The 22560-nt window shown below is 66.4% G+C and carries 22 protein-coding genes and 1 tRNA gene; 10 read left to right on the top strand and 13 right to left on the bottom strand.

Annotation, left to right across the window (positions count from 1 at the left end):
• Nucleotides 1-49 precede the first annotated feature (49 nt).
• Together Q0964_RS17930 and Q0964_RS17925 are read left to right on the top strand one after the other, a co-directional pair.
• Nucleotides 50-559, top strand: coding sequence for a winged helix-turn-helix domain-containing protein (locus Q0964_RS17930; protein ID WP_299270559.1), 510 nt, complete (start codon nucleotides 50-52; stop codon nucleotides 557-559).
• Nucleotides 560-619: 60 nt separating this feature from the next.
• Nucleotides 620-1117: a phosphopantetheine adenylyltransferase gene (locus tag Q0964_RS17925; protein WP_299270606.1), complete on the top strand. Its 498-nt coding sequence runs from the start codon at nucleotides 620-622 to the stop codon at nucleotides 1115-1117.
• 1 nt (nucleotide 1118) lies between these two features.
• Here the strand turns inward: Q0964_RS17925 and Q0964_RS17920 are convergent, their stop codons facing one another.
• Nucleotides 1119-1427, bottom strand: coding sequence for a cyclin family protein (locus tag Q0964_RS17920; protein WP_299270557.1), 309 nt, complete (start codon nucleotides 1425-1427; stop codon nucleotides 1119-1121).
• 54 nt (nucleotides 1428-1481) lie between these two features.
• On the opposite strand from Q0964_RS17920, the gene Q0964_RS17915 reads away from it, so the two are divergent.
• Nucleotides 1482-1997 (top strand): MOSC domain-containing protein, encoded by a 516-nt coding sequence (locus Q0964_RS17915; RefSeq protein WP_299270554.1) that lies wholly within the window; start codon nucleotides 1482-1484, stop codon nucleotides 1995-1997.
• A gap of 1 nt (nucleotide 1998) precedes the next feature.
• Here Q0964_RS17915 and Q0964_RS17910 read toward each other — a convergent pair whose 3' ends face one another.
• Nucleotides 1999-3357 (bottom strand): DolP-mannose mannosyltransferase, encoded by a 1359-nt coding sequence (locus Q0964_RS17910; RefSeq protein ID WP_299270552.1) that lies wholly within the window; start codon nucleotides 3355-3357, stop codon nucleotides 1999-2001.
• A gap of 108 nt (nucleotides 3358-3465) precedes the next feature.
• On the opposite strand from Q0964_RS17910, the gene Q0964_RS17905 reads away from it, so the two are divergent.
• Nucleotides 3466-3550: transfer RNA gene (locus tag Q0964_RS17905), tRNA-Leu, on the top strand.
• Between the two features lie 213 nt (nucleotides 3551-3763).
• Here the strand turns inward: Q0964_RS17905 and Q0964_RS17900 are convergent.
• Complete coding sequence (locus Q0964_RS17900; RefSeq protein ID WP_299270549.1) at nucleotides 3764-5581, bottom strand: ArnT family glycosyltransferase; 1818 nt, start codon at nucleotides 5579-5581, stop codon at nucleotides 3764-3766.
• Between the two features lie 142 nt (nucleotides 5582-5723).
• Here Q0964_RS17900 and Q0964_RS17895 point away from each other — a divergent pair, with 142 nt between their 5' ends.
• From Q0964_RS17895 to Q0964_RS17885, 3 genes are all read left to right on the top strand, one after another.
• Nucleotides 5724-5900, top strand: coding sequence for a universal stress protein (locus tag Q0964_RS17895; RefSeq protein WP_299270547.1), 177 nt, complete (start codon nucleotides 5724-5726; stop codon nucleotides 5898-5900).
• Nucleotides 5901-6261: 361 nt separating this feature from the next.
• Complete coding sequence (locus tag Q0964_RS17890; RefSeq protein ID WP_299270544.1) at nucleotides 6262-7329, top strand: mRNA surveillance protein pelota; 1068 nt, start codon at nucleotides 6262-6264, stop codon at nucleotides 7327-7329.
• A 94-nt stretch (nucleotides 7330-7423) separates the two neighbouring features.
• On the top strand, nucleotides 7424-8575 hold the full coding sequence (locus Q0964_RS17885) for a GAF domain-containing sensor histidine kinase (protein ID WP_299270542.1): 1152 nt from the start codon (nucleotides 7424-7426) through the stop codon (nucleotides 8573-8575).
• A 4-nt stretch (nucleotides 8576-8579) separates the two neighbouring features.
• On the opposite strand, the gene Q0964_RS17880 is transcribed toward Q0964_RS17885, so the two are convergent.
• Together Q0964_RS17880 and Q0964_RS17875 are read right to left on the bottom strand one after the other, a co-directional pair.
• Complete coding sequence (locus Q0964_RS17880) at nucleotides 8580-9356, bottom strand: MBL fold metallo-hydrolase (RefSeq protein WP_299270540.1); 777 nt, start codon at nucleotides 9354-9356, stop codon at nucleotides 8580-8582.
• Between the two features lie 69 nt (nucleotides 9357-9425).
• Nucleotides 9426-9596, bottom strand: coding sequence for a hypothetical protein (locus tag Q0964_RS17875; protein WP_299270536.1), 171 nt, complete (start codon nucleotides 9594-9596; stop codon nucleotides 9426-9428).
• Between the two features lie 159 nt (nucleotides 9597-9755).
• Between Q0964_RS17875 and Q0964_RS17870 the strand changes: the two genes are divergently transcribed.
• Complete coding sequence (locus Q0964_RS17870; RefSeq protein ID WP_299270533.1) at nucleotides 9756-12494, top strand: ATP-dependent helicase; 2739 nt, start codon at nucleotides 9756-9758, stop codon at nucleotides 12492-12494.
• A gap of 327 nt (nucleotides 12495-12821) precedes the next feature.
• Here the strand turns inward: Q0964_RS17870 and Q0964_RS17865 are convergent, their stop codons facing one another.
• The 5 genes from Q0964_RS17865 to Q0964_RS17845 all read right to left on the bottom strand — a co-directional run bounded on the left by Q0964_RS17865 (nucleotide 12822) and on the right by Q0964_RS17845 (nucleotide 18186).
• Nucleotides 12822-12971 carry a hypothetical protein gene (locus Q0964_RS17865; protein WP_299270531.1) on the bottom strand — a complete coding sequence of 50 codons (150 nt, stop codon included), beginning with the start codon at nucleotides 12969-12971 and terminating at the stop codon, nucleotides 12822-12824.
• A 307-nt stretch (nucleotides 12972-13278) separates the two neighbouring features.
• Entirely contained in the window at nucleotides 13279-13509 is a 231-nt protein-coding gene (locus Q0964_RS17860; protein ID WP_299270529.1) for a hypothetical protein, read from the bottom strand.
• A gap of 69 nt (nucleotides 13510-13578) precedes the next feature.
• A complete protein-coding gene (locus Q0964_RS17855; RefSeq protein WP_299270527.1) occupies nucleotides 13579-14814 on the bottom strand; it encodes a lactate racemase domain-containing protein in 1236 nt (411 codons plus the stop codon).
• Between the two features lie 41 nt (nucleotides 14815-14855).
• On the bottom strand, nucleotides 14856-17606 hold the full coding sequence (locus tag Q0964_RS17850) for an AAA domain-containing protein (RefSeq protein WP_299270524.1): 2751 nt from the start codon (nucleotides 17604-17606) through the stop codon (nucleotides 14856-14858).
• Nucleotides 17607-17796: 190 nt separating this feature from the next.
• The gene (locus Q0964_RS17845) at nucleotides 17797-18186 is read right to left on the bottom strand and encodes a cupin domain-containing protein (RefSeq protein WP_299270523.1); all 390 of its coding nucleotides are present in this window, start codon (nucleotides 18184-18186) and stop codon (nucleotides 17797-17799) included.
• 81 nt (nucleotides 18187-18267) lie between these two features.
• Here Q0964_RS17845 and Q0964_RS17840 point away from each other — a divergent pair, with 81 nt between their 5' ends.
• Together Q0964_RS17840 and Q0964_RS17835 are read left to right on the top strand one after the other, a co-directional pair.
• Nucleotides 18268-19167 carry a DUF8159 domain-containing protein gene (locus tag Q0964_RS17840; protein WP_299270520.1) on the top strand — a complete coding sequence of 300 codons (900 nt, stop codon included), beginning with the start codon at nucleotides 18268-18270 and terminating at the stop codon, nucleotides 19165-19167.
• A 58-nt stretch (nucleotides 19168-19225) separates the two neighbouring features.
• A complete protein-coding gene (locus Q0964_RS17835) occupies nucleotides 19226-19768 on the top strand; it encodes a hypothetical protein (RefSeq protein ID WP_299270517.1) in 543 nt (180 codons plus the stop codon).
• Here the strand turns inward: Q0964_RS17835 and Q0964_RS17830 are convergent, their stop codons facing one another.
• From Q0964_RS17830 to Q0964_RS17820, 3 genes are all read right to left on the bottom strand, one after another.
• A complete protein-coding gene (locus Q0964_RS17830; RefSeq protein ID WP_299270514.1) occupies nucleotides 19769-21424 on the bottom strand; it encodes a carboxylesterase/lipase family protein in 1656 nt (551 codons plus the stop codon).
• A gap of 104 nt (nucleotides 21425-21528) precedes the next feature.
• Nucleotides 21529-21702, bottom strand: a complete 174-nt coding sequence (locus Q0964_RS17825) for a hypothetical protein (RefSeq protein ID WP_299270511.1) — start codon at nucleotides 21700-21702, stop codon at nucleotides 21529-21531.
• Between the two features lie 264 nt (nucleotides 21703-21966).
• Nucleotides 21967-22257 (bottom strand): PadR family transcriptional regulator, encoded by a 291-nt coding sequence (locus Q0964_RS17820; RefSeq protein ID WP_299270508.1) that lies wholly within the window; start codon nucleotides 22255-22257, stop codon nucleotides 21967-21969.
• Nucleotides 22258-22560 lie beyond the last annotated feature (303 nt).

The raw sequence follows: 22560 nt of genomic DNA, 5'->3' as shown, positions 1-22560 counted from the left end.
CCGAGGACTTCTACCCGACTGCGTCCTCTCGTCGGCATAGAAACGATGTATGTCCACAGACGACGGGTCAACGGAACCGGAGGAGGAAGGGCTCAGCGTGGCCGACGGCGACAGAAGCCCTCGTGAACGGTTCGGCGCCGAGGCTAACCGAGCCGTCGAACGGTTCGACGACGGGGTGGTCGACCTGTTGTCGTGGGTCCTCGACACGGAGACTCGGGCGCGTATCTACCTCTACCTGCGCCAGCACCCCGACAGCACGAGCGACGAGATCGCCGACGGGACGGGGCTGTACCCGAGTGCGGTCCGCGAGGCACTCGCGGAACTCCACGAGGAAGGGAGGGTGACGCGGAGCAAGCGCGAGAACGGCAGTGCGGGGAACAACCCGTACGGGTACACCGCCATCGCACCGAGCGAGTTGGTGTCGAGCATCGCGGGCGCCGTCCAGTCGGAGCTGAACACAGTGTTCGACCTCGACCACCATCTCGACGGTGCAGACGGCGAAACCGGCGAGAGCGCCGACGAGCCGGTCACGATCACCGTCGAGGAATCGGAGCAGTGACGACGAACGCGGCAGGGGAATCCGAAGCCACTAAACCGTGAGGGGACAATGGCCGGAGATATGAAGGTCGCGCTGGGCGGGACGTTCGACCCCGTGCACGATGGGCACCGCGCGTTGTTCGAGCGCGCGTTCGATCTCGGTGACGTCACCGTCGGGCTTACGAGCGACGAACTCGCACCGAAGACCCGTGACGAGGATCGACACGTCCGGTCGTTCGAGCAACGCCGGCGCGACCTCGACGCGGAACTCTCGAAATTCACCGCGAAGTTCGACCGCGAGTACGAGATCAGAAAGCTCACGGAACCCACCGGCATCGCCACAGAGTCACAGTTCGACTACCTGATCGTCTCTCCCGAGACCGAGACAGGCGGCCGCCGCATCAACGAGATACGCAGTGAAAACGGCGACGACCCCCTCGAAATCGAGGTCGTCGACCACGTCTACGCCGACGACGGCGAGATTATCTCCTCCACGCGCATCGTCAGGGGGGAGATTGACGAACACGGAAACCTCACGCCCGACCGCGACGGGCGTCCCAAACGAGAGACCGAAACCTGAGCTACCAGTCGGGGGCGTCCAGTCCCGTGCGTTCGAGCAGTTCCTTCCATCGCTGTTGGACCGAGAGCCGTGAGACACCGACAGCGTCGGCCACCTCGCCCTGTGACCGCCGGTCGCCTGCGGCGAGGGTCGCGACGTAGAGACTGGCGGCCATCGTCGCCCGCTTCGACCGGTCGCTGTCGGGCAACGTCGAGAGGAACAGGTCGGCCCCTCGCGTCCGCGCCTCCTCGCCGAGGTTGAGCCGGTCGGCCGCCGCCTCCAAGTCGGCGAGCCACTCCTGATTGTCGACCTCGTCACTGGCTCGGTACATACTCGATTGTTGGCCGTCCGGGAGTATAAACGCTGTCGCCACGTACGAAATCGTATGACAGGCACCGTCGAAGCGGTCTGGGTGACCGAGACGGGATCGGCACCGATGGAGTCCGTCGACAGTGTGCGCGCCGTACGCGGCGGAATAGAGGGTGACCGATACCAGCGCGGCACCGGGTACTACTCCGGATTCGACGAGTGTGAGGTGACACTGATCGAGGCCGAGGCCATCGAGCGCATCCGGGCCGAGGACGGAATCGACCTGACAGACGGCCGCCATCGCCGGAATCTCGTGACTCGCGGTCTCGACGTACACGAGTTGCTGGACACACGGTTCACCGTCGGTGACGCGACCTTCGAGGGGACGCGTCCGCGTCCGCCCTGCGCCCACGTCGAGCAGGTCGCGGGCGAGGACGGCGTCGCGAAGTCGCTGGGCAGCGACCGGGGTGGAATCTGCGCTCGCGTGGTCGACGGCGGGACCGTCGCGGTCGACGACGAGGTCGAAGTGGGCGAGTCGGTCGCGTCCGACCCCGATGGGCTTGCCGACGCGATCAGGGATCGCCTCTCCTGAGTCACCGGGACGTGACGACGTCCACCAGCCACGGTAACGGGGGGTCGTCGAACGGCCAGCGCCCGCAGGTCGGCTCCTGTACGGTGCCGTCGGTCAGGTGCACGAAGGCACGTTGCTTCTTGTCCATTCGATAGTGACAGGTAGCCGGCCGTCGCTGTTCCCAGTATATCGTCTGCATCGAGGGGGTATCGGGCGGTCGCTCCGCGAGCGGGCCGTACTCCACGGTGCCGAACGACTGCTGTAGGTCGTCCAGTTCGTCCCGAACAGGCGTCGTCGCTCCCTCGTTCCAGTGAAGACTCGACGCGACGAGCAAGACGACGACTCCGAGCAACAGCACTCGGCGCGAGGGAGCCTGTGTTTCGGCGACGACGGCACCGACGCCGAGCGCGACGAACGGGACCGCGAGCACCGCGTCGATAGCGCCGGCCATCTCGAAAAAGAAGAACATCTGATACGCGACGCCGCCGACGGCGACCCACCAGTACTGCGACCAGTCGCCGTCACTGGTCAGGAACCAGCCGTAGACGCCAACCGGGAACAGGGCGACCCCCCACCCGATTTCGTAGATCGGTTCCAGCAATCGGCTCACGAGCGAGTACGATCCGGCGCTGTATATCGGTGTCAGAACGACCTCGACGAACAGTGGCACGAAACTGCCGGTCAGCGCGAACGGGAAGACGACGAGCGCAGTGACGGCGATGCCACCAGTGAGCGTGCGCTGGAGTCCCGACCGGCCACCGTCGACGTAGCTCATCGCCGTGACGAGGACGGCCAACGGCGCGCCCAGGTGCCAGAATCCAGCCGTGGCGGCGGCGGCCGCACCGCTCGCGAGAGAGCGGTTCTCGACCGCCAGCAGCAGGGCCAACGCACCGAAACAGAGCGCCATGTACTTCGGCCGGATTCCGGCCCAGGGGTACGTGAACAGTGTCGTGACGACGAAGACGGCCCACCCGGCGGCCACGCTGGCGACGCCGTTCCCGGTGAGCCGGTAGTTGACGACGCCGACGAGGGTGACGCCCGCGACGATAGCTGCCGAGGCGATGAGTACACTCAGGATGTGCAACACTGCCATGTCTCCACCCGAGAGGAGGGCAAGGAGCGTCGTGACGGCGTAGATCAGCGGCGGCTTGAGGTCCCAGAAGTCGACGTAGGGGGTGGCACCCCGTGTAACGTACCAGCCGCCGTGCTGGAAGAGAGCGGAGTCACTGCTGACGTGCCATGGGTTGTCGAGGAACTGATAGGCGTTCCCGGCGGCCAGAAGGGCGATTGCGCCGCCAAGCAGAAGCGGGAACCAGTTGGTCTCGATCCAGTCGTGGAGGTCGGTCCGCGTCCGTGGGACCGTGGAGAGCACCCCCTGCATGGTTCGCTGAGACGTTCCGGTTCGTCTCGTAAGTCAGTTGGCAAACCGGCCCGCTGCGGTCGGTCTGGCTCGTGACGTTTATTATCGGGGGTCGGGAAGTGGGGATGCGCGCGGGTTGCCGAGCCAGGCCAAAGGCGCAGCGCTTAGGACGCTGTCCCGTAGGGGTCCGCCGGTTCAAATCCGGTCCCGCGCACTTCTCCGCGAACACCACGTGAGCGGAGAATGCGCCAGCGGATTCGAGCCCTGCGAGCAGGGCTCAGCGAACGAGTGTGAGCGAACATTTCTCGCTCCGGTTCGAATCCGGTCCCGCGCACGAGCGGCCGGGGTGAACGAATCGCAGGAACGCGATTCGAGCCAGGGAGTGACTGCGGTTCAGACTCGGTCTCGCGCCGCCCTGTTCCTGCCCTTACCACGGCGGAACGTCCCGCGTACACTCGCCACTCCGTTCCAGAATCACCACGAACTGGCCGGGACCCAGCTCCTGTTCGTCGCCGTAGAGGTCGTTGCGGGGGGTGATTCCAATCGGGAGGAGGTCGACGAGCGAGCCCGGTGTCGCCCGCCGTGGCACGTAGTCCGACGGGCGGGGACCGAACGTTTCGGCGACCTCGTAGGCGTACTCGCCCGCCAGCAGGCCGCGGACGGTGGCGGCGCGGCGGGAGACGTTCCGGCGGACGCCGGCCTCCCGCCGGGAGTGGGGCACGTCCCGGAGGTAGAGCAGGTCCTCGTAGGACAACTGGACGTACCGCGGACACGTGGTGTTTCGGTCCTCGTGGCTGGCGGGGCCTCGACGGTGGTCGACGGACAGGCCGTGGGGCAGGGCGGTCTCGTCGAAGCCGTGGTGGTAGGTGGCCATTGTGGCGTCGTCGGGAGCGTTCTGCTCGAGCCAGTCGACAGCGGCGTCCCGCGGAGTCGTAGCGTAGCCGGCGACACCGGCGCCGGCGAACGCTGCGGTGGTCACCAGCAGGAGGGCGAGTACGGGGCGCGCGGCGACGGGGCGGTGGTCACGGAGGCGGGCGAGGGCGTCGGCCGTGAGCAGGACGACGAGCGGGAGGGTCGGAAGCAGGTGGTGGGGGCGGAAGTCGTGCCAGCCGGAGAGGGTGGCGACGAGAGCGGCGAGCAGGGCGAGCAGGAGGGCGCGGGCGTCCGGGTCGGTGGCGTCGTCGGTCGCACCGGGGCGGAGGGCACCGATGCCTGCGAGGACGCCAGCGACACCCGCGACCGTGAGTGGCAGGCCGAGACTGGCGAGGTACCCTCGGAGGAACCACCACCAGACCGGCGCATCGGGGCCGATGGCGACGCCGGCGCGGCCGGCCGACTGACCGACGAAGCGTTCGAAGACCAAGTCGACGCGACCGACGAGGAGGGTCGGAAAGCCCAGGGCGACCACGACGGCACCGGCCGTCATACCCCCGACGAGGAGTGTCGGCCGGCGGACGCCAGCGCGGAACGGACGGTCGCCACGCCGGGCGCGGAGCAGGTAGCCGAGGCCGATTACCGGGACGATCAGGCCGGCCGTGAGTTTGAACGCGACGGCGAGGCCGCCGGCGGCGCTGGCTTCCAGAAAGCGGCGGCGAGAGCCGGTCTGGACCCAGCGGACGAGCAGGTAGAGAGCGAGCAGGAGGGCGAACAGGGCCGGGACATCCTCGCCGGCCTCGTGGGCGAGCATGGCGAGACCGAAGGTCACTGCCAGCAGGGCGGCGGCGAGCCGACCGGTCGCACGGTCCCGGAGTGCAGTGCCGAGGCGGTACGTCAGGTAGACCGACCCGACGGCGAGACAGACGTTGACCAGACGGGTAGCTAGAAGGCCGCCGCTCCAGATCCAGGCCGGCGTCTCCTGCCAAGTCCGGACGTACCCGTACTCGACGTTCAGCGAGCTGATGCCGGCGATGGCGCTGTCTTCACCGAGGAGGAGGGCGAAAACGACGACCGGGAGGAGTGCGAGGCCGTAGAGATAGAACGTGGCGCCGAACGGAGCGCGGCCCCAGGCGACGGATTCACGCAGGGAAGCGAGGCTCGGTTCTTCGAGGAGGGAACTGTAGACCACGAGCGGGTCCAGCAGGCGGTCGCGCTCGTCCCAGGTAGCGAAGTTTGGGACGCGGTGCCAGAACCAGAAGCCAGCCAGCAGGGCGGCGACGAGGAGGATCGCCGCGAGGTAAGGGTCCACGCGGAGGTCGCGGCGCACCTGCCGCTTGACCCGGCCGAGCAGCCCCGACACCACCGTCATCTGTGCGGAGTGAACGACCCCACAGTGATTTCTCTTCCGGGACTAGGCCGAGTCGTCGTGACATCGTGAACCGACCGGTGCGGGGGGCAGCGTTTTTCCGGGCACTGAGAAGTCTAATATAACCCGCGGACCCGCGTCACCCGTGTACGAACGGATCCTGATTCCGACGGACGGGAGTACGAGAACGGCTCAGGTGGCCATGCAGGCGACCGACCGCCCCGAGCAGTACGAGGGGACCGCCTCCGTCCTGCGCGTCGTCGACGAGACGGCGAGTTCGTTGCTGGAGGCGACTGGGTCGGAGACCGAACTGGAAAAATAGGGCCAGCGCGCTGTCGAGTGCATCGAGCGGGTGGCACGGGTTCACGGGGTCGGAGCGGTGACCGAGATGCAGACGGGCGGTACGGCGTCGGGAATCCTCGACGACATCGAGGGGATGCGGGCGGACGTGGTGGTGGCCGGGACCCATGGGCGGTCGGGCGTCGAGCGACAGATCAGCGTCCGAGTCGTCGACAGAGAGACGGACGACGGCGGGTCGCTGTGTGCGTACATCGATCCGGACGCAGCGGACGAGTCTGGTCGCTCGGCACTGAGCGGTCCGCCTCGCGCGCTTCGCCGTCCGTCTCTCGTAGCGAGTTCGGAAACCGGAGGGCACTTATCGGTTTGGAGCGGACCGCATAGGTATGCGTATCGCCGACCGGGTGCAGGTCGAGGGCGGGAAAGAACGGCTCACCGTGGTCCCGGAGACGCTCGACGATCTGTGGCACCTCACCTACGTGCTGGAACCCGGCGACCGCGTCAGCGGGGACACGACGCGGCGGATCCAGCGCAACGACGACAAGATGCGGGACACTGGCGGCGAGCGCGAGCACATGTACGTCACGCTCGGGGTCGATACCGTCGAGTTCGCCCGCTTCGCCAACCGGCTTCGAGTCGGTGGCGACATCGTCAACTGTTCCCGGGAAGACCAGCTGGGACACCACCACACGCTCAACGTCGAGGAGCGGGACGAACTGGAGGTCGAGAAGCACTGGAAGTCCGACCAGCTGGAGCGGTTGAACGAAGCCGTCGAGGCCTCGGAGAATCCCGACGTGGCCATCGCCACGGTCGAGGAGGGACAGGCCTACGTTCACAGCGTCGCCCAGTACGGCACCGAGGAGCGAGCGAGTATCACCGCCCCGACCGGAAAAGGCGAGTACGCTCGACCGCGCAAAGAGCTGTTCTCCGACCTGACCGACGTCCTGTCGCGCCTAGAGGTTGCCGCGATTATCCTCGCCGGTCCGGGGTTCACGAAACAGGACGCGCTGGATTACATCGAGGACGAGGACCCGGACGTGGCGGCGTCGATTACCACCGTGGATACGAGTGGTGTCGGCGACCGCGGCGTCCACGAGGTTCTCAAGCGCGGTGCGGTCGACGAGGTGCAAGAGCAGACCCGCATCGCCGAGGAGGCGGACCTGATCGACGAGCTGATGAACCAGATCGGACAGGGCGAGAAAGCCGCCTATGGCCCGGACCAGACGGCCAAAGCGGCCGATTACGGTGCAGTCGACCGGCTGCTCGTGCTGGACGAAGCGCTGCGGCGCGAACGCAGCACTGAAGACGAGTGGGACGTGGACGTGGACGATATCGTCGAGTCAGTCGAACAGCAGGGTGGCGAGGTGACGGTCTTTTCTAGCGAGTTCGATCCCGGGATGCAACTGGCGAACCTCGGAGAGGTGGCGGCGATTCTACGATACCGCCTGGAGTGACCCGGCGGACCGCTCGCTCAGCGTTTCTCGGTCTGTTACGAGCGCAATCGTTTTCAGGGGGTGTTCCGTTAGTCGAGTCGGTACGGTTCGATAGATGGGTTCCGAAGAGGCGGATTTCACGTCACAGGTCGCGGACCTCAACAAGTACGGACAGGCGCTGAACAACTGCGAGTCCGTGGAGGAGGTCGTCTCGCTCAGCCTGGAGGCCGTGTCGCTACTTTTCGAGTTCCCCTACACGACGTTCGTCGAGGTGCGTGACGGGGTCCTTCGGGTCGTTCACAGCACGTATCCCGCCGTGTCGGCGGGTGACGAACCGCTCGCGGTCGCGTACGAGGCCTTCGAGAGTGGGGAGACGACGGTCCGGTGCGGCGATGACGCCGGCGAGGCGGACGACGGCGTCGGCGCGACGCTCGCGGTGCCGGCGACTATCGCCAGCGACGTGGTGGCGATCATCGTCACGCGCTCGGTCGAGAATCGGACGTTCGGCGACGAGGTCGTCAGGCCGCTGGAGATTCTCTCGACGCACGCGGCGACGGCCATCGGAAATATCCGGTCGCGCGAACGGCTCGAACGCGCGCGCCGCGACCTCGAGAAACGCAAAGAGATGGTCGAGATGTACGACCGGCTCCTGCGCCACGACCTGGGTAACGACCTGCAGGTCATCTCGGCGTTTTCCGACGAGATCGGCACGAACGTCGACGGCGAGTGGGGGGACTACGCGGACCGCGTCCACCGGACCGCAGAGGGTGCGATGGACCTGATCCGCCGCGTCGGCGACCTCGTGTCCACGCTCGAGCGCCAGGACGAACCGGTGCCGCGGTCGCTCTCCGACGTTCTCTCGGCGGTAGTCGCGGACGCCCGCGACCAGTACGGCCCGCTGACCGTCGAGTTCGACCCCGACGGCGTCGACGTACGGGTGTACGGCGGCGACCTCCTCGATTCGGTGTTTACGAACGTGCTCACCAACGCCGCCGTCCACAACGACGGAGCAGTTCACGCCCGCGTTCGACTGGTCGACGCGCGCGAGGATCGCGTCACGGTATCGATCGCCGACGATGGACGGGGCGTTCCCGACGACGTTGCAGACCGGTTGTTCGAGATGGGTGTCAAGAGCGACGACAGCGACGGGACCGGGTTCGGACTCGGGTTCGCGAAGGCACTCACGGAGTCTTACGGCGGCGACATCGACGTGACGGAGAGCGAACGCGGCGGGGCTGACTTCCGCATCACAATTAATCGGGTGTGAGCGGTCACCGAATGTCGAAGGAGAGCCCGTCGCGGGCGAAGCGCACGTCGCCGTCGTAGCGCTCGGCTACCGAGTCCAGCATTGTCTCGTGGTTGCCCTCCGTATGTGGGTACAGATGGGTCAGGTAGACGCGGCCGATTTCGGCGTCTGCGGTCGCGAGTGCGTCGCCCAGCGAGGCCGGCGTCGGGTGGTTCGACACGTCGACTTCGTCGGGGAACGAGCAGTCGTGTGCGAGGACGGCTGCGCCGTCGAAGAACTCGACCAGTTCGGTGACCGCTTCGCTGTCACCGCTGTACCCGAAGACCGGTGGGTCGACGTCGTCGTCACCCTCGTCGCCGTGGCAGAGACGATAGGCGTGGCAGGGCATGGAGTGGCGAGTCGCCGTCGCCTCGCCGCTAAAACCGGCGGCTTCGAAGCGGTCGTCGGTGTCGACACTCCGCAGGGTGAGGTCGATTCGGTCCTGCATGTACTCGTGGACCGAGAGCAGGTTGCGGACGAGGTCCGGTGTCCCAGGCGGACCGACGACTTCTAGCGACTCCGCGCCGGCCAGCCAGCGCGCTTTTAGCAGTGGTAGGAGGTCGGCGACGTGGTCGAGGTGGTGGTGGGTGAGGAGGACGGTGTCGACGCCCTCGTACCCCACGTCAGTGGTCGCGAGTGCGTGGACGACGCCGCTCCCACAGTCGACCAGGAGGCGGTCCTCAGCGGCCTCGAGCAGGATACCGGTCTGGAAACGCTCGCCCGTCGGCATCGCGCTCCCGGTTCCGAGGAAGGTGACGCGCATATCCCGACTGTCGTCGCGCACCGTCAAAAGACCCGTGACGGAGTGTTGACGACTCCGTCACCGCCGAGCTTAGAAGTCGACGGCACCGACGTCCAACTCGTCTGCACACTCCGGACAGTTGAACTGCTGTTCGTAGCTAGCACACCGCTCGTGAATCGGGTTGTCACAGGCATCACAGATCGTCGCGTCACCCGGCCCCACGTCGTCGTGACAGACTGAACATCGTTTGTGGATGAGCATACTGGTAGCCCTCGTGGACAGCTACGTTTTCTTCCTGAACAATAATTAAAATTGTAGTCCGTTCACGGGCGCGTCGGCGGCCGGTGCCCGCAGACGTGGGTGCCAGTTTCACCGTGCGGTCACAACCGATTTGAGAGCCTCGCCCTAAGCGGTGTTAGGATGGGAGAGCGTGAACGACTGACCGCCGAGTCCGTCGACTTCGACCCGGCAGCCGTCGAGATCGACGACGCCGACGTGCTGGACTCGCTCGAACCCGTGGTTCGGGAGTGGTGGGTCGAGCAGTTCGGGGAGTACGTTCCACAGAACGGTGGCTACTTTACCCCGCCACAGAAGAAGGCGATCCCGCTGATTCACCAGGGGACGAACGCCCTGGTCGCGTCCCCGACGGGCAGCGGCAAGACGCTCTCGGCGTTTCTGAGTATCATCGACGAACTGTTCCGCCGCGACCGAACCGAAGGCTTAGAAAACAGCGTCTACTGCCTGTACATCTCCCCGCTAAAGTCACTGGCGAACGACATCCATCGGAACCTGGAGGTACCCCTGGCAGGAATCACGGAGAAGTTGGACGAGCGCGGGGAGGACGTGGAGATTCGGCACGCGATACGCCACGGCGACACACCGGACAGCGAGCGCCAGCGGATGCTGGACGAGACACCCCACATCCTCAATACGACGCCCGAAACCCTGGCGATACTACTCAACTCTCCGAAATTCCGCGAGAAACTGCGGACCGTGGAGTACGTCGTCGTCGACGAGATTCACAGCCTCGCCGAGAACAAGCGCGGCACCCACCTTTCGGTGGCACTGGAACGGCTGGAGGCACTCGCGGAGACCCCGCCGACACGAATCGGCTGTTCCGCGACGGTCGAGCCGCTGGACACGATGGCGGAGTTTCTGGTCGGACGCGAGACACCGGGCGGGACGCCACGTGATTACGAGATCGTCGACACGCGTTTCGTCCGCGAGTTCGACGTGGAGCTATCCTGTCCGACCGACGACCTCATCAACACACCGCGGGGCCTGATCACCGACAGATTCTACCGAGAACTCCACGGCCTGATCGGAGAGCACACGACGACACTCGTGTTCACGAACACCCGGTCGGGGGCCGAGCGCGTCCTCCAGAACCTCCGGGACCGCTACGACGGGTACGGTGAGGAGAACTCGGGCTGTCACCACGGCAGTCTCTCGACCGACGAACGCCAGCGCATCGAGGGAATGCTCAAAGACGGCGCCCTGGACGTGGTGACGACGTCGACGAGCCTCGAACTCGGCATCGACATGCCGGACCTCGACCTCGTCGTGCAGGTCGGCTCCCCGAAATCCGTCGCCGCCCTGCTCCAGCGCGTCGGCAGAGCGGGCCACCAGCTCGGCGAGACCGTGACGGGGCGGGTCGTCGCCCTGGACCGCGACGAACTCGTCGAGTGTGCGGTGATGTTGCAGAAAGCCGAGGAGGGGTTCGTCGACCGCGTGTTCGTGCCGGAGAACGCGCAGGACGTGGCCACACAGCACGTCTACGGGATGGCCATCAACGGTCCCCGGCCCGAACGTGAAATCAGGGAGATACTCCAGCGAGCGTATCCATACCGCGAGTACGGCGACGAGGAGTGGGAACAGCTCATGCGGTATCTGACGGCCGACTACGAGGGGCTCGAAGACCGGAACGTCTACGCGAAAGTGTGGCGCGACGAGAACGACCCGCCCGAGGGCGAGTATCACTACGACGAGTTCCCCGTCGACCAGCCACTCATCGGCAAGCGCGGTCGGCTGGCGCGAGTCATCTACATGACCAACATCGGCACGATTCCTGACTCGTTTACCTGTGACGTGATCACCCGGAACGGCGACGAGTGGGTCGGCAAACTCGACGAGGAGTATCTCGACACGCTCGAGTCCGGCGACGTGTTCGTCCTCGGCGGGAGCAACTTCGAGTTCAAATACCGACGGGGCTCGAAGGTGTACGTCGACCGGACGAACGCACGCCCGACGGTCCCCTCGTGGTTCTCCGAACGCCTCCCGCTGTCCTACGACCTGGGTCGGGAGATTCTGTCGTTCCAGCGGGACCTCGTGGACCGGTTGACCGACGACGGGCCGGCGGCTGTCCGGCGCTGGCTCCGGGAGTTCCCGCTGGACGACGACAGTGTCCGTGCCATCACACGAATGTTCCAAGAGCACGTCGAGTACGCCGGTCCCGAGAGCGTCAGCACGGACGAACGCCTGGTGATCGAGACGGAGATGGACCGCGAGTCGTACGAGCGCCACTACTACGTCCACTCGAACTACGGCCGACAGTTCAACGACGGCCTCTCGCGACTGCTGGCCTACCGCGTGGCACAGACGGCAAACGCCAACGTTCAGGTTGCGGTCGCGGACCACGGGTTCACCCTGTCGATGCCGCTCAACCGGAAGGTCGACCTCGCGGGACTGCTCCAGGACATCGACCCGGCAGAGGCACGCGGGGACCTCAGGGCGAGTCTGAACGGAACCGACCTCCTGAAACGGTACTTCAGAATCAACGCGACGCGCGCACTGATGATTCTGAAACGGTACAAGGGGACGGAGAAATCCGCCAGCCAGCAACAGGTCTCCAGCGATATGTTGCTCGGGTTCGCCGAGGACCTCCCGGAGTTCGCCGTGATTGAGGAAACCTACCGTGAGATTCTGTCGGACAAACTCGACGTCGAGGCTATCGAGGACGTGCTCGAAGACGTGCAGGCCGAGGACGTCGAAGTCGTCACCCGCCGGGTCGAGTCGCCGACGCCACGTGCGTTCGGCCTCGCGACGCTGATGGCATCGGACGTGGTCCTCGCAGAAGACGAGAGCCAGGTCCTCCAGGAGTTCCACGACAGAGTCCTCGACGAGATCGGCGAGGAACGGAGCGTCACGAGCGGCGGGTGACTATGCGACGGTGACAGACAGTGACACCGCCGGCTATCTGCGGCACGAGGGCGGCGAAGAGGGCTCACTGCTGTGCGTTGTACCGGTGGGCGCAGGACCGCGCGGCGCCGCCCGTACAGACGCCGTCTGTCGGCGCGGAGTGGTGGAGCAAAGAAAGCCTCTGAGTCGGTCGACCGAGGGTAAGAGGAAGTTCACGACGGGAGACACCCGTTCCGCCGGACCAGGCGGTTGGGCCCGCGGAGACACACCACTAGGGTCGCCCGCAATCGTCGCGTCAGCGGGGACGTGAGCGTCGAACGCGGTCGTGAGCGAGCGTACGGTCCGCGGTCACCCGGTCATGCTCCCACCTTCGGTCATATTACCGCTGTCCATATCACCGTCTGACATTGTTTCCTCGCCCATTTCGTCCTCGGTCATGTTACCGTCGGACATTGCACTGCCCTCTGTCATGCCGTCCGAGGTCGGTTCGTCGTCCATCGTGTCGTCGGTGGGTGTGCCGCCGCTGTCACCGTCCGTTGGCGTGCCGTCGTCTCCACCGCCACTGTCGAGACAGCCGGCGAACCCGACTGCAGCGATTCCACCTTACCTGCACCATCCCCCGTCGCGTGAGTTTGTCGTCCATCGTGTTGCAGTTCGGTCGAGGACCTATCAGCTAAAGCCAATTTTTCAACGTTCGGCCGAACTCCCCCTCGGATGCGGACGGGTTTCGCCCGGAGTCTCTCTAGAATTCGTCGAGAGAGTGGCGGCGACCGCAGGGCGGGTCGCGAGCCGACCGTCCGGGACGCTATCGTTCCCGCTGCTGTTTTTCGAGGATCCGCCCTTTCTCCTCTAGCTGGGCGATCTCGGATTCCAGACCGGGTTTGCTCCCGCCGTGTGCGTACCGGACCGAGGCGTCGAGGACGGAGGGCACGAACCGAGACGTGTCCGAGTCGCCCGAGTCGTCCGAGTCGTCACTGTCGACCATCTCGACGAGTCTTAGGCGGGCGCCGAGCCGGTGGAGGGCACCTCGGACCATGGTTGCAGATACGTCGCTGGGGAACTTACTAGTTCGAGCGGCGCCACCGACTTGCTCGGGAGCCGATGGTCAATCCTCACCAGCGACGAGTAACGTGTCCAGCGCGTCGGGAACGACCAGCACCGAACTGCCGGGGTCGACGGCCTCGGCGGCAGACTCGCGGGCGTCCATGAGACACCCTTCGACGATCTCCGGATGCTCGCTGTCGGTCACGTACAGGTCGTGGTCACGGAGCGCACGGGCGACGACGAACGCTCGCTGCGCTCCAGGGTCGTAGCCGTCTCGCATCTCCTCGTAGAGTGCGTCGGCGCTCTGTGCCCCGCTGAGCCGGTCGTAGAACCGCCGTTCACCGGTTCCCTCGCCCGCACCCTCGGGGAGTGCCGCGGGTGTGACGACGCGGCCACCCTCCCGGAGCGGGTTGCGGTCGCCGAGAACGACGTACGTCGCCGCCCGTGTCGTCTGGTAGAGGTTCGCGTCTTTGGGCGCGCCGACACCGGCGATCACGGCGTCGTAGTCTTCGCGTACCGGCACCGACAGTGCCTCGCGACCCACTTCGGCGAGGTCCCGCACGACGGCCCGGGGCCGGCCGGCGCTCGCGCCGAGGCATCCCGACGGGCCGTGGGTCACGTTCAGGCAGAAGTCCAGGCCGATCTCCTCGCCCGCGCGGTCGACGGCCTCGCGGAAGGGGTTGTCTTCGACCCGCCCGAGTCGGACCCCCTCGTTGGCGAGCATCCCCGGGCCGTGGGTGTACCGGATCAGGGATTCGCTGCCCGCGCCGATAGCGACGGTCTTGGCACCGCCGGAAAAGCCCGCGTACTGGTGGGGCTCGACCATCCCAGTCGAGACCACGAGGTCGGCGTCGGCCACGCGCTCGTGAACCTCGACGGGGCAGTCGTCGACGGTCCCCACCTGCACCGTCCGGTCGGGGTCGTGATTGGTCGCGAGGTCGGCGTGGTCGCCCAGTCCCGACTCGATCTCGTCGTCGGTCATCGGCCGGTGGAGGCCCAGGCCGAGCAGGACCGTGACCTGCTCGCGGGCGACGCCGGCCCGCTGAAGTTGCCCCAGCAGCACGTCCACGAGTACGTCGTCCGGCGTCGCGCGCGTCACGTCGGTCACGACGACGGTCACGAGGTCGTCCGGGTCGGCGAGGCGGGCGAGTTCCGGACCGTGCGGGTCGGCGACAGCGGCGTCGGCTGCCGCCCGTACGTCGACGGGGTCGCCGCCCGGGGGATCGGCGACGGTCACCTCACAGTCGGGAAGCGAGACCGAAATCTCGCCGTCGTCCAGCGGGAGCGTGAAGCTCATGCGCTACTCTGAGTTGGTGAGCGAAAAGAGCGTACCGACCGTTACCGCGCCCACTCGGCCATCCGCCGGTAAACCGGGTCGGTCCCGAGCGTATCGGCGTCGGCCACGAGGACGAGTGCCTTCTTCGCTCGCGTCAGCGCGACGTTGATACGGCGGTAGTCCTCGAAGATCGGACCGTCGAGCGAGTCGGTTGCGACGAACGAGACCACGACCACCGCCTTGGAAGAGCCCTGGAATCGGTCCACCGTGTCGACAGTCACGCCGGCCGGCGCGGACTTGTTGATCTCCGCGACCTGTGCGCGATAGGGCGCGATTACGCCGATCGCTGCCGGTGGGACGCCGGCGTCGATGTAAGACTGGACGGTGTCGACGACCGCATCGGCTTCCGCCGGATTGGTGTTGCCTCGAGCCTGTCCGTCGGGGTCGACGAACGCCACCGAGTCCCGGAGGGTCGAGGGGAGCGCGTCAATCTCGACCCCCGCCAGATCGTCGACTCGCTGGCCGGCCACCTCGCCGGTCGCGGGGCGCAACTGCCCGTCGTAGAACTCTTGGGAGGCGAAAGCCTGGATACGCTGAGACATCCGGTACTGGCGGTCGAGCATGACGCCCGCCTCCGGGTGCGTTTCAATCAGTCGTTCGAACAGCGAGGTCTGCAGGGGTGCGGCCGCCCCATCCCCGTCGTCGTCCGCGGCCTGTACGACCGGTGGGAGTTGCTGGTGGTCGCCGACGAGGACGCTCTTTTCGGCTAACGAGACGGCCGCCAGGGTCGCCGGTTCGGTGAGTTGGCCGGCCTCGTCGACCAGCGCCACGTCGAAAGACTGCTCGCGCATCACCGTCGAGCCACACGAGGCCGTGGTCGCCGCGACCACCGAGGCGTCCCGGAGTCTCCCCGCGAGTTCCTGGGGGTCGCCGCTGTCGGGAAGCCGGTACCCCTGCATGTCCGGCCGGACGCCCGTCTCGGTCCCGACACGAACGACGTCCTCGAACCCCTGCTGTTCGAGCGCTTCGATGGCGTTGTCGACCGCGCGGTTGGTGAAGGCGGTGAGGAGGACGCGGTCGCCCCGCTCGACGAGGGCGCGCACGGTGCGGGCGAGCGTGTAGGTCTTTCCGGTGCCCGGCGGCCCGTGAATCAGTGCCACGTCCTCGGCTCGGACCGCGAGCGAGACCGCCTTGTTCTGTGCCTCGTTGTTGTCGATGTAGGTGGTGTCGTCGGCACCGAACTCGGGGTCGCGACGGCCGAACAGGACCGCCTTCTTTTCGGGGGACTGCTTGAGGAGCGCGTCGTGGAGCGCGGTCAGCATCCGGTCAGTCCCGATCTCCGAGGGATACACGTCCAGCCGGCGCAACTCGACCGGCTCGTCCGTCGTGACGACGATCTCGTCTCCCAGTTCCTCGACGCGGGCCATCTCCGCGCGGCCCCGAATCGGGTGGCCGTCGCTGGCCAGCACCACGTCGCCCTCGCGAATCTTCGAGACCGCATCGGTTCCCTCGGCCCGGAGTTCCCAGTGGCCGCCCTCGCGCTCGACCTGGCCGAGCGGTTCGAGGTCGATCAGCGCGCGGTCGTCGCCGGCCCGCTCCGGGCCCGTTTGCCGCCACAGTTTCGTGTACTCGCGGTGGACAGCCCGACGTTCGGCCTCGATGGCGCGGTAGAACCGCTCGAAGTACTCGCGTTCCGCGGCGGGAATCGGACTGCCGACCTGGCCGGCCTTCGATTCCTGACCGAGCCGGCCCGAGACGGCCATGCACGTGTCCTGCTCGAAGCAGTACTCGCATTTGGCGTCTGCCTCGTAGCCCGTCGGCACGCTCATGTCGTGTTCCATCGCCGCGATTTCGTTGCGGGTGCGGACGACGAACTGCAGCAGTCCCGGCCCGAGCGAGAACTCCTTGGCCGGCGAGAGGTCGCCCGTCTCCTCCGTCCGCTCGACGGCGGCGTTTTTCGTGTAGAGCAGCGTTCCGGTGTCGGGGGCCTCGGCGGCGTGGTCGCCGTCGGTCGGGTCGCCGTCCCGTCCGCCGTCGGCGGCGGTCTCCGAACCGCCGTCCGCGACGGCCTCCTCGCCCAGCAACAGCGCGTAACAGGCCGCCTGCGTCTTGTCCTGAAAGCGCGGTTCGCGTTTCGTGTTCTTTCCGGTCTTGAGTTCGACCGGACCGCCCCGGCGGACGGCGTCCGCACGCCCTTTCAGCCCGTAGGTCTCGCTGACGAGCGTCTGCTCCGAGCGCCACCGGTCAGTATCGGTCAGGGTCCCCTGCTGGAGCCACCTCTCGATGGCGCTCGCGTGGTCCTCGACTTCGGCGGCGACTGCCTCGGGGTCCTTCTCCAGCAGACCGAGTTCGAGGCCAGCCTCGGCGACGTGGTCCTCGATAGCCGCATCGAGGTCCCGGCCTCGCAGCAGGTCGCCGAACACCTCGTGGACGATGGTCCCCTTGACGACGGGGTAGGCCAGTTCCAGCCCGGAGAGCTTATTGAGGTAGTACATCCGGGGGCACTGCACCCACGAGCGCACGTCGGTCACGTCGACGAGGAAACCCGGTTCGACGACGACCATCGACTCCCGAGCGGTTGCGTACTGGATTTCGCCGCGGAACTCGTCTTCCTCGGCGTTGGTCACCAGCAGTTCCATTCCGGGTTCGAGATAATCGGCGGTTTCGGCCCACTTCCCCCAGAGGGTGACCGTCACAGCCCCGGCTTCGCCCGCTTTGGGCCGCATCCGAACCTCCGCGAGGTCGCTGGTGCCCCGGCTGGTCTCCACAGTTCTGGAGTCCCCGACTTCGACGACTGGTCCGCGGAGTTGCACGGTGGAACTGAACCGGCCGAACGAACAAAAGCTCTCCCCCTTCGTGGCCGTCGTAGTGCACTGGTGTTGCCACTGGAGCTGGCGTCCTCGGTCTCACGACGGCCGCCGTCGGGCAGGGCCGCATGACGGACCCGTCGCTGCTCTCGGTTTCGGGACCGTTATCGTCCGCCCGTCCGCTCTGCCTGGCTGCTCAGAGGGTCTCGGGGTCGCGGAACGTGTCGTCGACGGGCGGTGCGCCGATGGCCAGCACCAGTCCCTCGTCGTCACCGAGGTACTCGTGGCCGTGGCCGACCTCGGGGCCGGCGGCGTAAACCGTTCCGGGACCGATTCGACGTGTCTCGGGGTCCTCGGGGTCGCCGAGCGTCACCTCGAACTCCCCCTCGAGGACGTAGAACACCTCCTCCTGTTCCCGGTGGGCGTGAAACGCCGTCCCGTCGCCGGGTTCGTAACGCCAAAGATTGACGTGACTCTCTTCGAGTCCCAGCGCCGCGGTGAGCTGTTTGTGTCCGGCCGGGAACTGGTCGATCCCTGCCATCTCGATGTCGTCCACCTCGTCCAGAGCCACCACCTCGTACTCCATACTCCCGAGGGCAACGGCTTCCGGCTTGAAACCGACGGGGAATCGGTCAGGCTTTTTATTACCCGACTGCCATCCCGGACCATGCGACGGGTTCGCCGGGTGGTCACGACGGCATCGCTTGCGGTCCTGCTGGCCCTGGCGGGTTGTAGCGGTCCCAGTGGCGACTTCGGCGGCGATACGACACCGCTCCCGACGCCGGACCTCGACACCGACGACGGGACGCCGACGCCGCGGGCCGTGACACCCGCACCGTCGTCGAGCGCCGACACGGTTCGCGGGCGGACGTTTCTCGACGGGCTGTCGGCCGCGCGATTTCCCGTCCGGTCGGTGGCGACAGCGAACGGTGCGTTCCGGGTGACGTACGTCTCGAACGACAGCCGGTTGCTCAAAGACGCGTACGTCCTGGGTCTCGCATACGGTGGGACGGTCAACCGGAGTTGGCGGAACGACTCGACCTGGTCCGCCACCCGGATGGACGCACTGGCCGTCAACACCGAGGGCCGCGCGCTGGCCCGCTTTCGGATGCCCGCCTCCTGGCCGATGCAGTACTTCCAGGGAACCATCTCGGCGGCGGAGTTCGGCATGCGGCTCCGGGCGACAGTCGAACGCACGGGCTCGGACGGTCGGTTCCGACAGAGTAGTGAGGACGTGACCGACTTTTATACAGCAGCCGACAGCACGGCGGTGGACGTCGCCGGTGCGTCGACGCGCAACCGCACCGCTTTCGTGACCGTGCGGGCACCCTCTAGCGACCGCGACGGGCTGCAGTCGGCGCTGTCAGCGGTCGTCGCGGCTTACGGGTCGGCGACGGCCGACTGGGAGACGGCGGCGCTAGAGCTGTCGATTCGGGACCGCGACGGTCAGTTCGTGGGCTGGTACCGGGCCGACGCCGAGTTCGCGGCGAACGTTTCGGCTGGCAGGGCCGAGGTGACGCTCGCCGACCGGCGCTTCCTGACGGAGAACGGCCGACTCGTCGGGTAATCGTTCCCTGGCGCTACCGACACGTTCTTCGGCGTCGGAACCCAACTTTTCGACAGTCATGCGCGTCAGAGACTGGCAGGACATTCTCGAGGACGTCGTCGAGAGCGATGCTGATCCCGGCGGCTGGCGAGCCGTGGGTGGCGACCGCGCCAGTGGAATCGGCGAGGACCTGTACATCGGCCACCCTGACGCCGCCGTCTACCAGCTCAAAACCTACGCCAAGAACCCGTTCGAGGTACAGGGCGTCGGCACCCGTGTCGCACGACGTATCGACGAGGACCTCGACGACCTGTTCCCCGGCGAGGGGTCGGGCCGGTTCGGCGTTCAGCAACCGGTCGAAGCGGACGATGCAGAGGACAAGGCAACCGAACTGGAAGAAGTGCTCAAGGCACACGCCGACGCCCCGACGACACCGGACGCACTGTTCGACGACGTGATGGAGACGCTCGACAGCCCCGCGTTCGGCCCCGCAGACATCGAGTTCGACGACCGTCCGGCGGAACTCGACGGTCTCTCGAACACCTTCGAGGAGGCCGAACAGCTGCTCGATGCGGAACTGGACGACCTGGTCGGAGACACCGTGAGCCGCGGCTTCGAGTGACTACCGGCCGATGTCGCGGAGATAGCCGTAGATGTCGGTCACCACCGGACAGCCGTCGCCGGTCCCCGTCTCGGCGGGCACCGATTTCTCCTGCAGGCGAACCCGCCGCTGGTTCCCGTCGGCGGACGGCCACGCCGGTAACTCGTCTCCGTTCGGGTCACCACTGGCCGCGAAGTTCGACCAGTAGCCCTGCATCCGGTCGCGGAGTTTCCAGTCGCCCGGCCCGTTGATTGCGGTCGGAAGTCTCTGCTGAGTGACGGTCTTGCCGAACACGTACGAGAGTTCGGCGGTGTGGTACGCGCCGGGGTCCGCCGAGAGGAGTGTCACGGGAATCGTCGGTGTGTCGTCGAACAGGTATCGGTACGCGGTCCCGCCATTGCGGGTGATAGCGTCGGTGACGGCTACGTCCGAGCAGAGAAAGAACTCGTCGGTGTTCACGTCGATGTACGCCGCCTCGATGGAGTCGTAGTCGCTCGGGGGGTAGGCGTCGACGACCCGGTCGCCAAAGTCGCCGTAGACCTGCTGGAGGCGGTCGCGGTAGGCCGCCTCGGATTCGGGGACGCTGTCGTCGGCAAACTCGAGGAAGAACTGGTACTCCTCGGCGTTCCCGCCCAGCAGGACAGGGACGTCGTGGAACGCCCCGTTTTCGATCAGCGCGGCGGGGTGGTCCCGGACCACCTCCCCGTCGACGCCGAAGATCAGGCCAGGCTGTTCCACGGGCGGGGTCTGGTCCGAACTGTCTCCGGCCGCGAGCGCACCCGCGACGCCGTAGGCCTCGGCGAGGGCTTCGGGGTCGGCGTCCCGCAGACAGGCGAGTGTGTCGCCAGTTTCGCAGTCCAGTTCGGCGGCCGCCTCGGTCCCCCGCGTCTCCAGTTCCGACAGGGTGTAGAGCGGTTCGTTGACCGGACCGCTCTGACTGATCGCCCGGTCGAAGAGTCCCGCCGCCGCGGGGTCGGTCAGCAGCGTGAGAACGGCGTGTCCGCCGGCCGATTCGCCGAAAATCGTCACGGTGTCCGGGTCGCCACCGAAGGCCTCGATGTTGCGCTGGACCCACTCCAATCCGGCCCGGATGTCGAGGTAGCCGAAGTTCGTCGAGGCTGTCGGCGACGCTGCGGTAATGGCGGGGTGGGCGAAAAACCCCAGCGCGTTGAGCCGGTAGTTAACCGCCACGACGACCACGTCGCCGGCTTCGGCCAGTGCTGCACCCGGATACCGGTTGCTCCCGAAGTTGTACGCGCCGCCGTGAATCCAGTACATCACGGGTTTTTCACCCGGGGCAGCGTCTTCGGGCGCCCAGACGTTCAGGTTGAGACAGCCGTCTTCCGCACCAATGAACGCGCCGATGCCGTCGACCAGCGTCGTCAACAGCAGCGGTTGGGGCGCACGTGGCCCGAACTCGGTCGCGTTCCTGGTCCCGTCCCACGACGGCGCGGGCGTCACCGGTGGTCGGAACCGGCGCTCCCCGACCGGCTGGTGGGCGTACGGAATCCCCTTGAATACGTCCACGTCACCCGCTTTTTCACCTTCGACGGTACCGCTCTCGGTGTCGACTTCCGGGTCCGAGAACCACCAGGTCGAGTTCGCGCTCCCGACACGACTCCCCGTTCCGAACACGGACGCTCCCCCGAGCGCCCCCAGATACGTCCGTCTGTCCATCGGAAATCAAATTTCACGACAGACTAAATAGAATAAAGGGTTTCGGTGTCACGTGAGAACGAACGACAGGGTCAGCTGTCGAGTCGGTCGCGGTAGAGCCGCTCTCAGACCGCACGCTCGGGCGGTTCGCCAACCTGCGTGACGATGCCGTCTTCGGTGAACCGGAACTGGTCCTGGACGTCGCTGTCGAAGTCGGGCCAGCGCTGGCGGTCGGTCCCGCCCGGTTCCACCGAACGAGCGAACGAGGCCCAGTAGTCCTGCATGATGCGAGAGGGCATCCGGTCGTTTCGGCCGAGGCCGGTGGTCGTGAGGCCGCGCTGTTCGGTGTCCGTCCGCCTCGCTCATCTTCAGACCGGCGGGGAACGCAGTGGTCGGTGTCCACGCCCACGAGGGGTCCGAGTCGACGCACTGGATAGGCCGCCATCGCGACTGCGCGGACCGGAACGGTCTGTCCGTTCTGACGGCGGAAGCGGTGACGTGGCGCCGACCGGTCGTGAGTTCGGGGCCTGCTCGGCCGCGTCAGAGCGGTCGAATATCGGTGATTATACCGGAATCACACTCTCTTCGAGATACTGATCCTCCCACTCGCGGCGAGCCTCCAGTTCGCGGCGACCCCGTTTCGTGACGTTGTAGACGTTCGTGCGTCGGTCTTTCTTTCCCTTCTCGACGAGTCCCTTCTCGACGAGAGTGTCGAGGTTCGGGTAGAGCCGACCGTGGTGAATCTCGCCCTCGTAGTACTCTTCGAGAGCGTCCTTGATTGCGAGCCCGTGCGGTTCGTCGTACCCGACAATGACGTACAGCAGATCACGCTGGAATCCAGTCAAATCGTACACACATATTCATATCTACCTGATTAAATTAAATCTATCGTCTGATTAGAACGTACCGCACTGCCAGTCCGCGGCGGCAGCGACGCTTCGCTTTCCACCGAGTGGCCTCGTTCGCTAGTAATACTGTTCGAAGAGTGAACTACCCTGACCTACCGCGCTCGGGGCTCCCCGCCCCTCGCTTGTTGAGGACAGGGCTTCCTGTTTCTGTGTCGGAATTTATCCCCGACGTGGGCACAGGGATTCCAGACTCCACAGGCGGCTTCCCTTCACAGGCGGTTCGGAGTGTCCCACTCCTACCGAATGGAC

This window comes from Halorientalis sp. (genome assembly GCF_028275115.1).
Classification (GTDB): Archaea; Halobacteriota; Halobacteria; order Halobacteriales; family Haloarculaceae; genus Halorientalis.
Note: the sequence above shows the minus strand (reverse complement) of the source record. Positions and strands in the feature narration are given on the sequence as shown.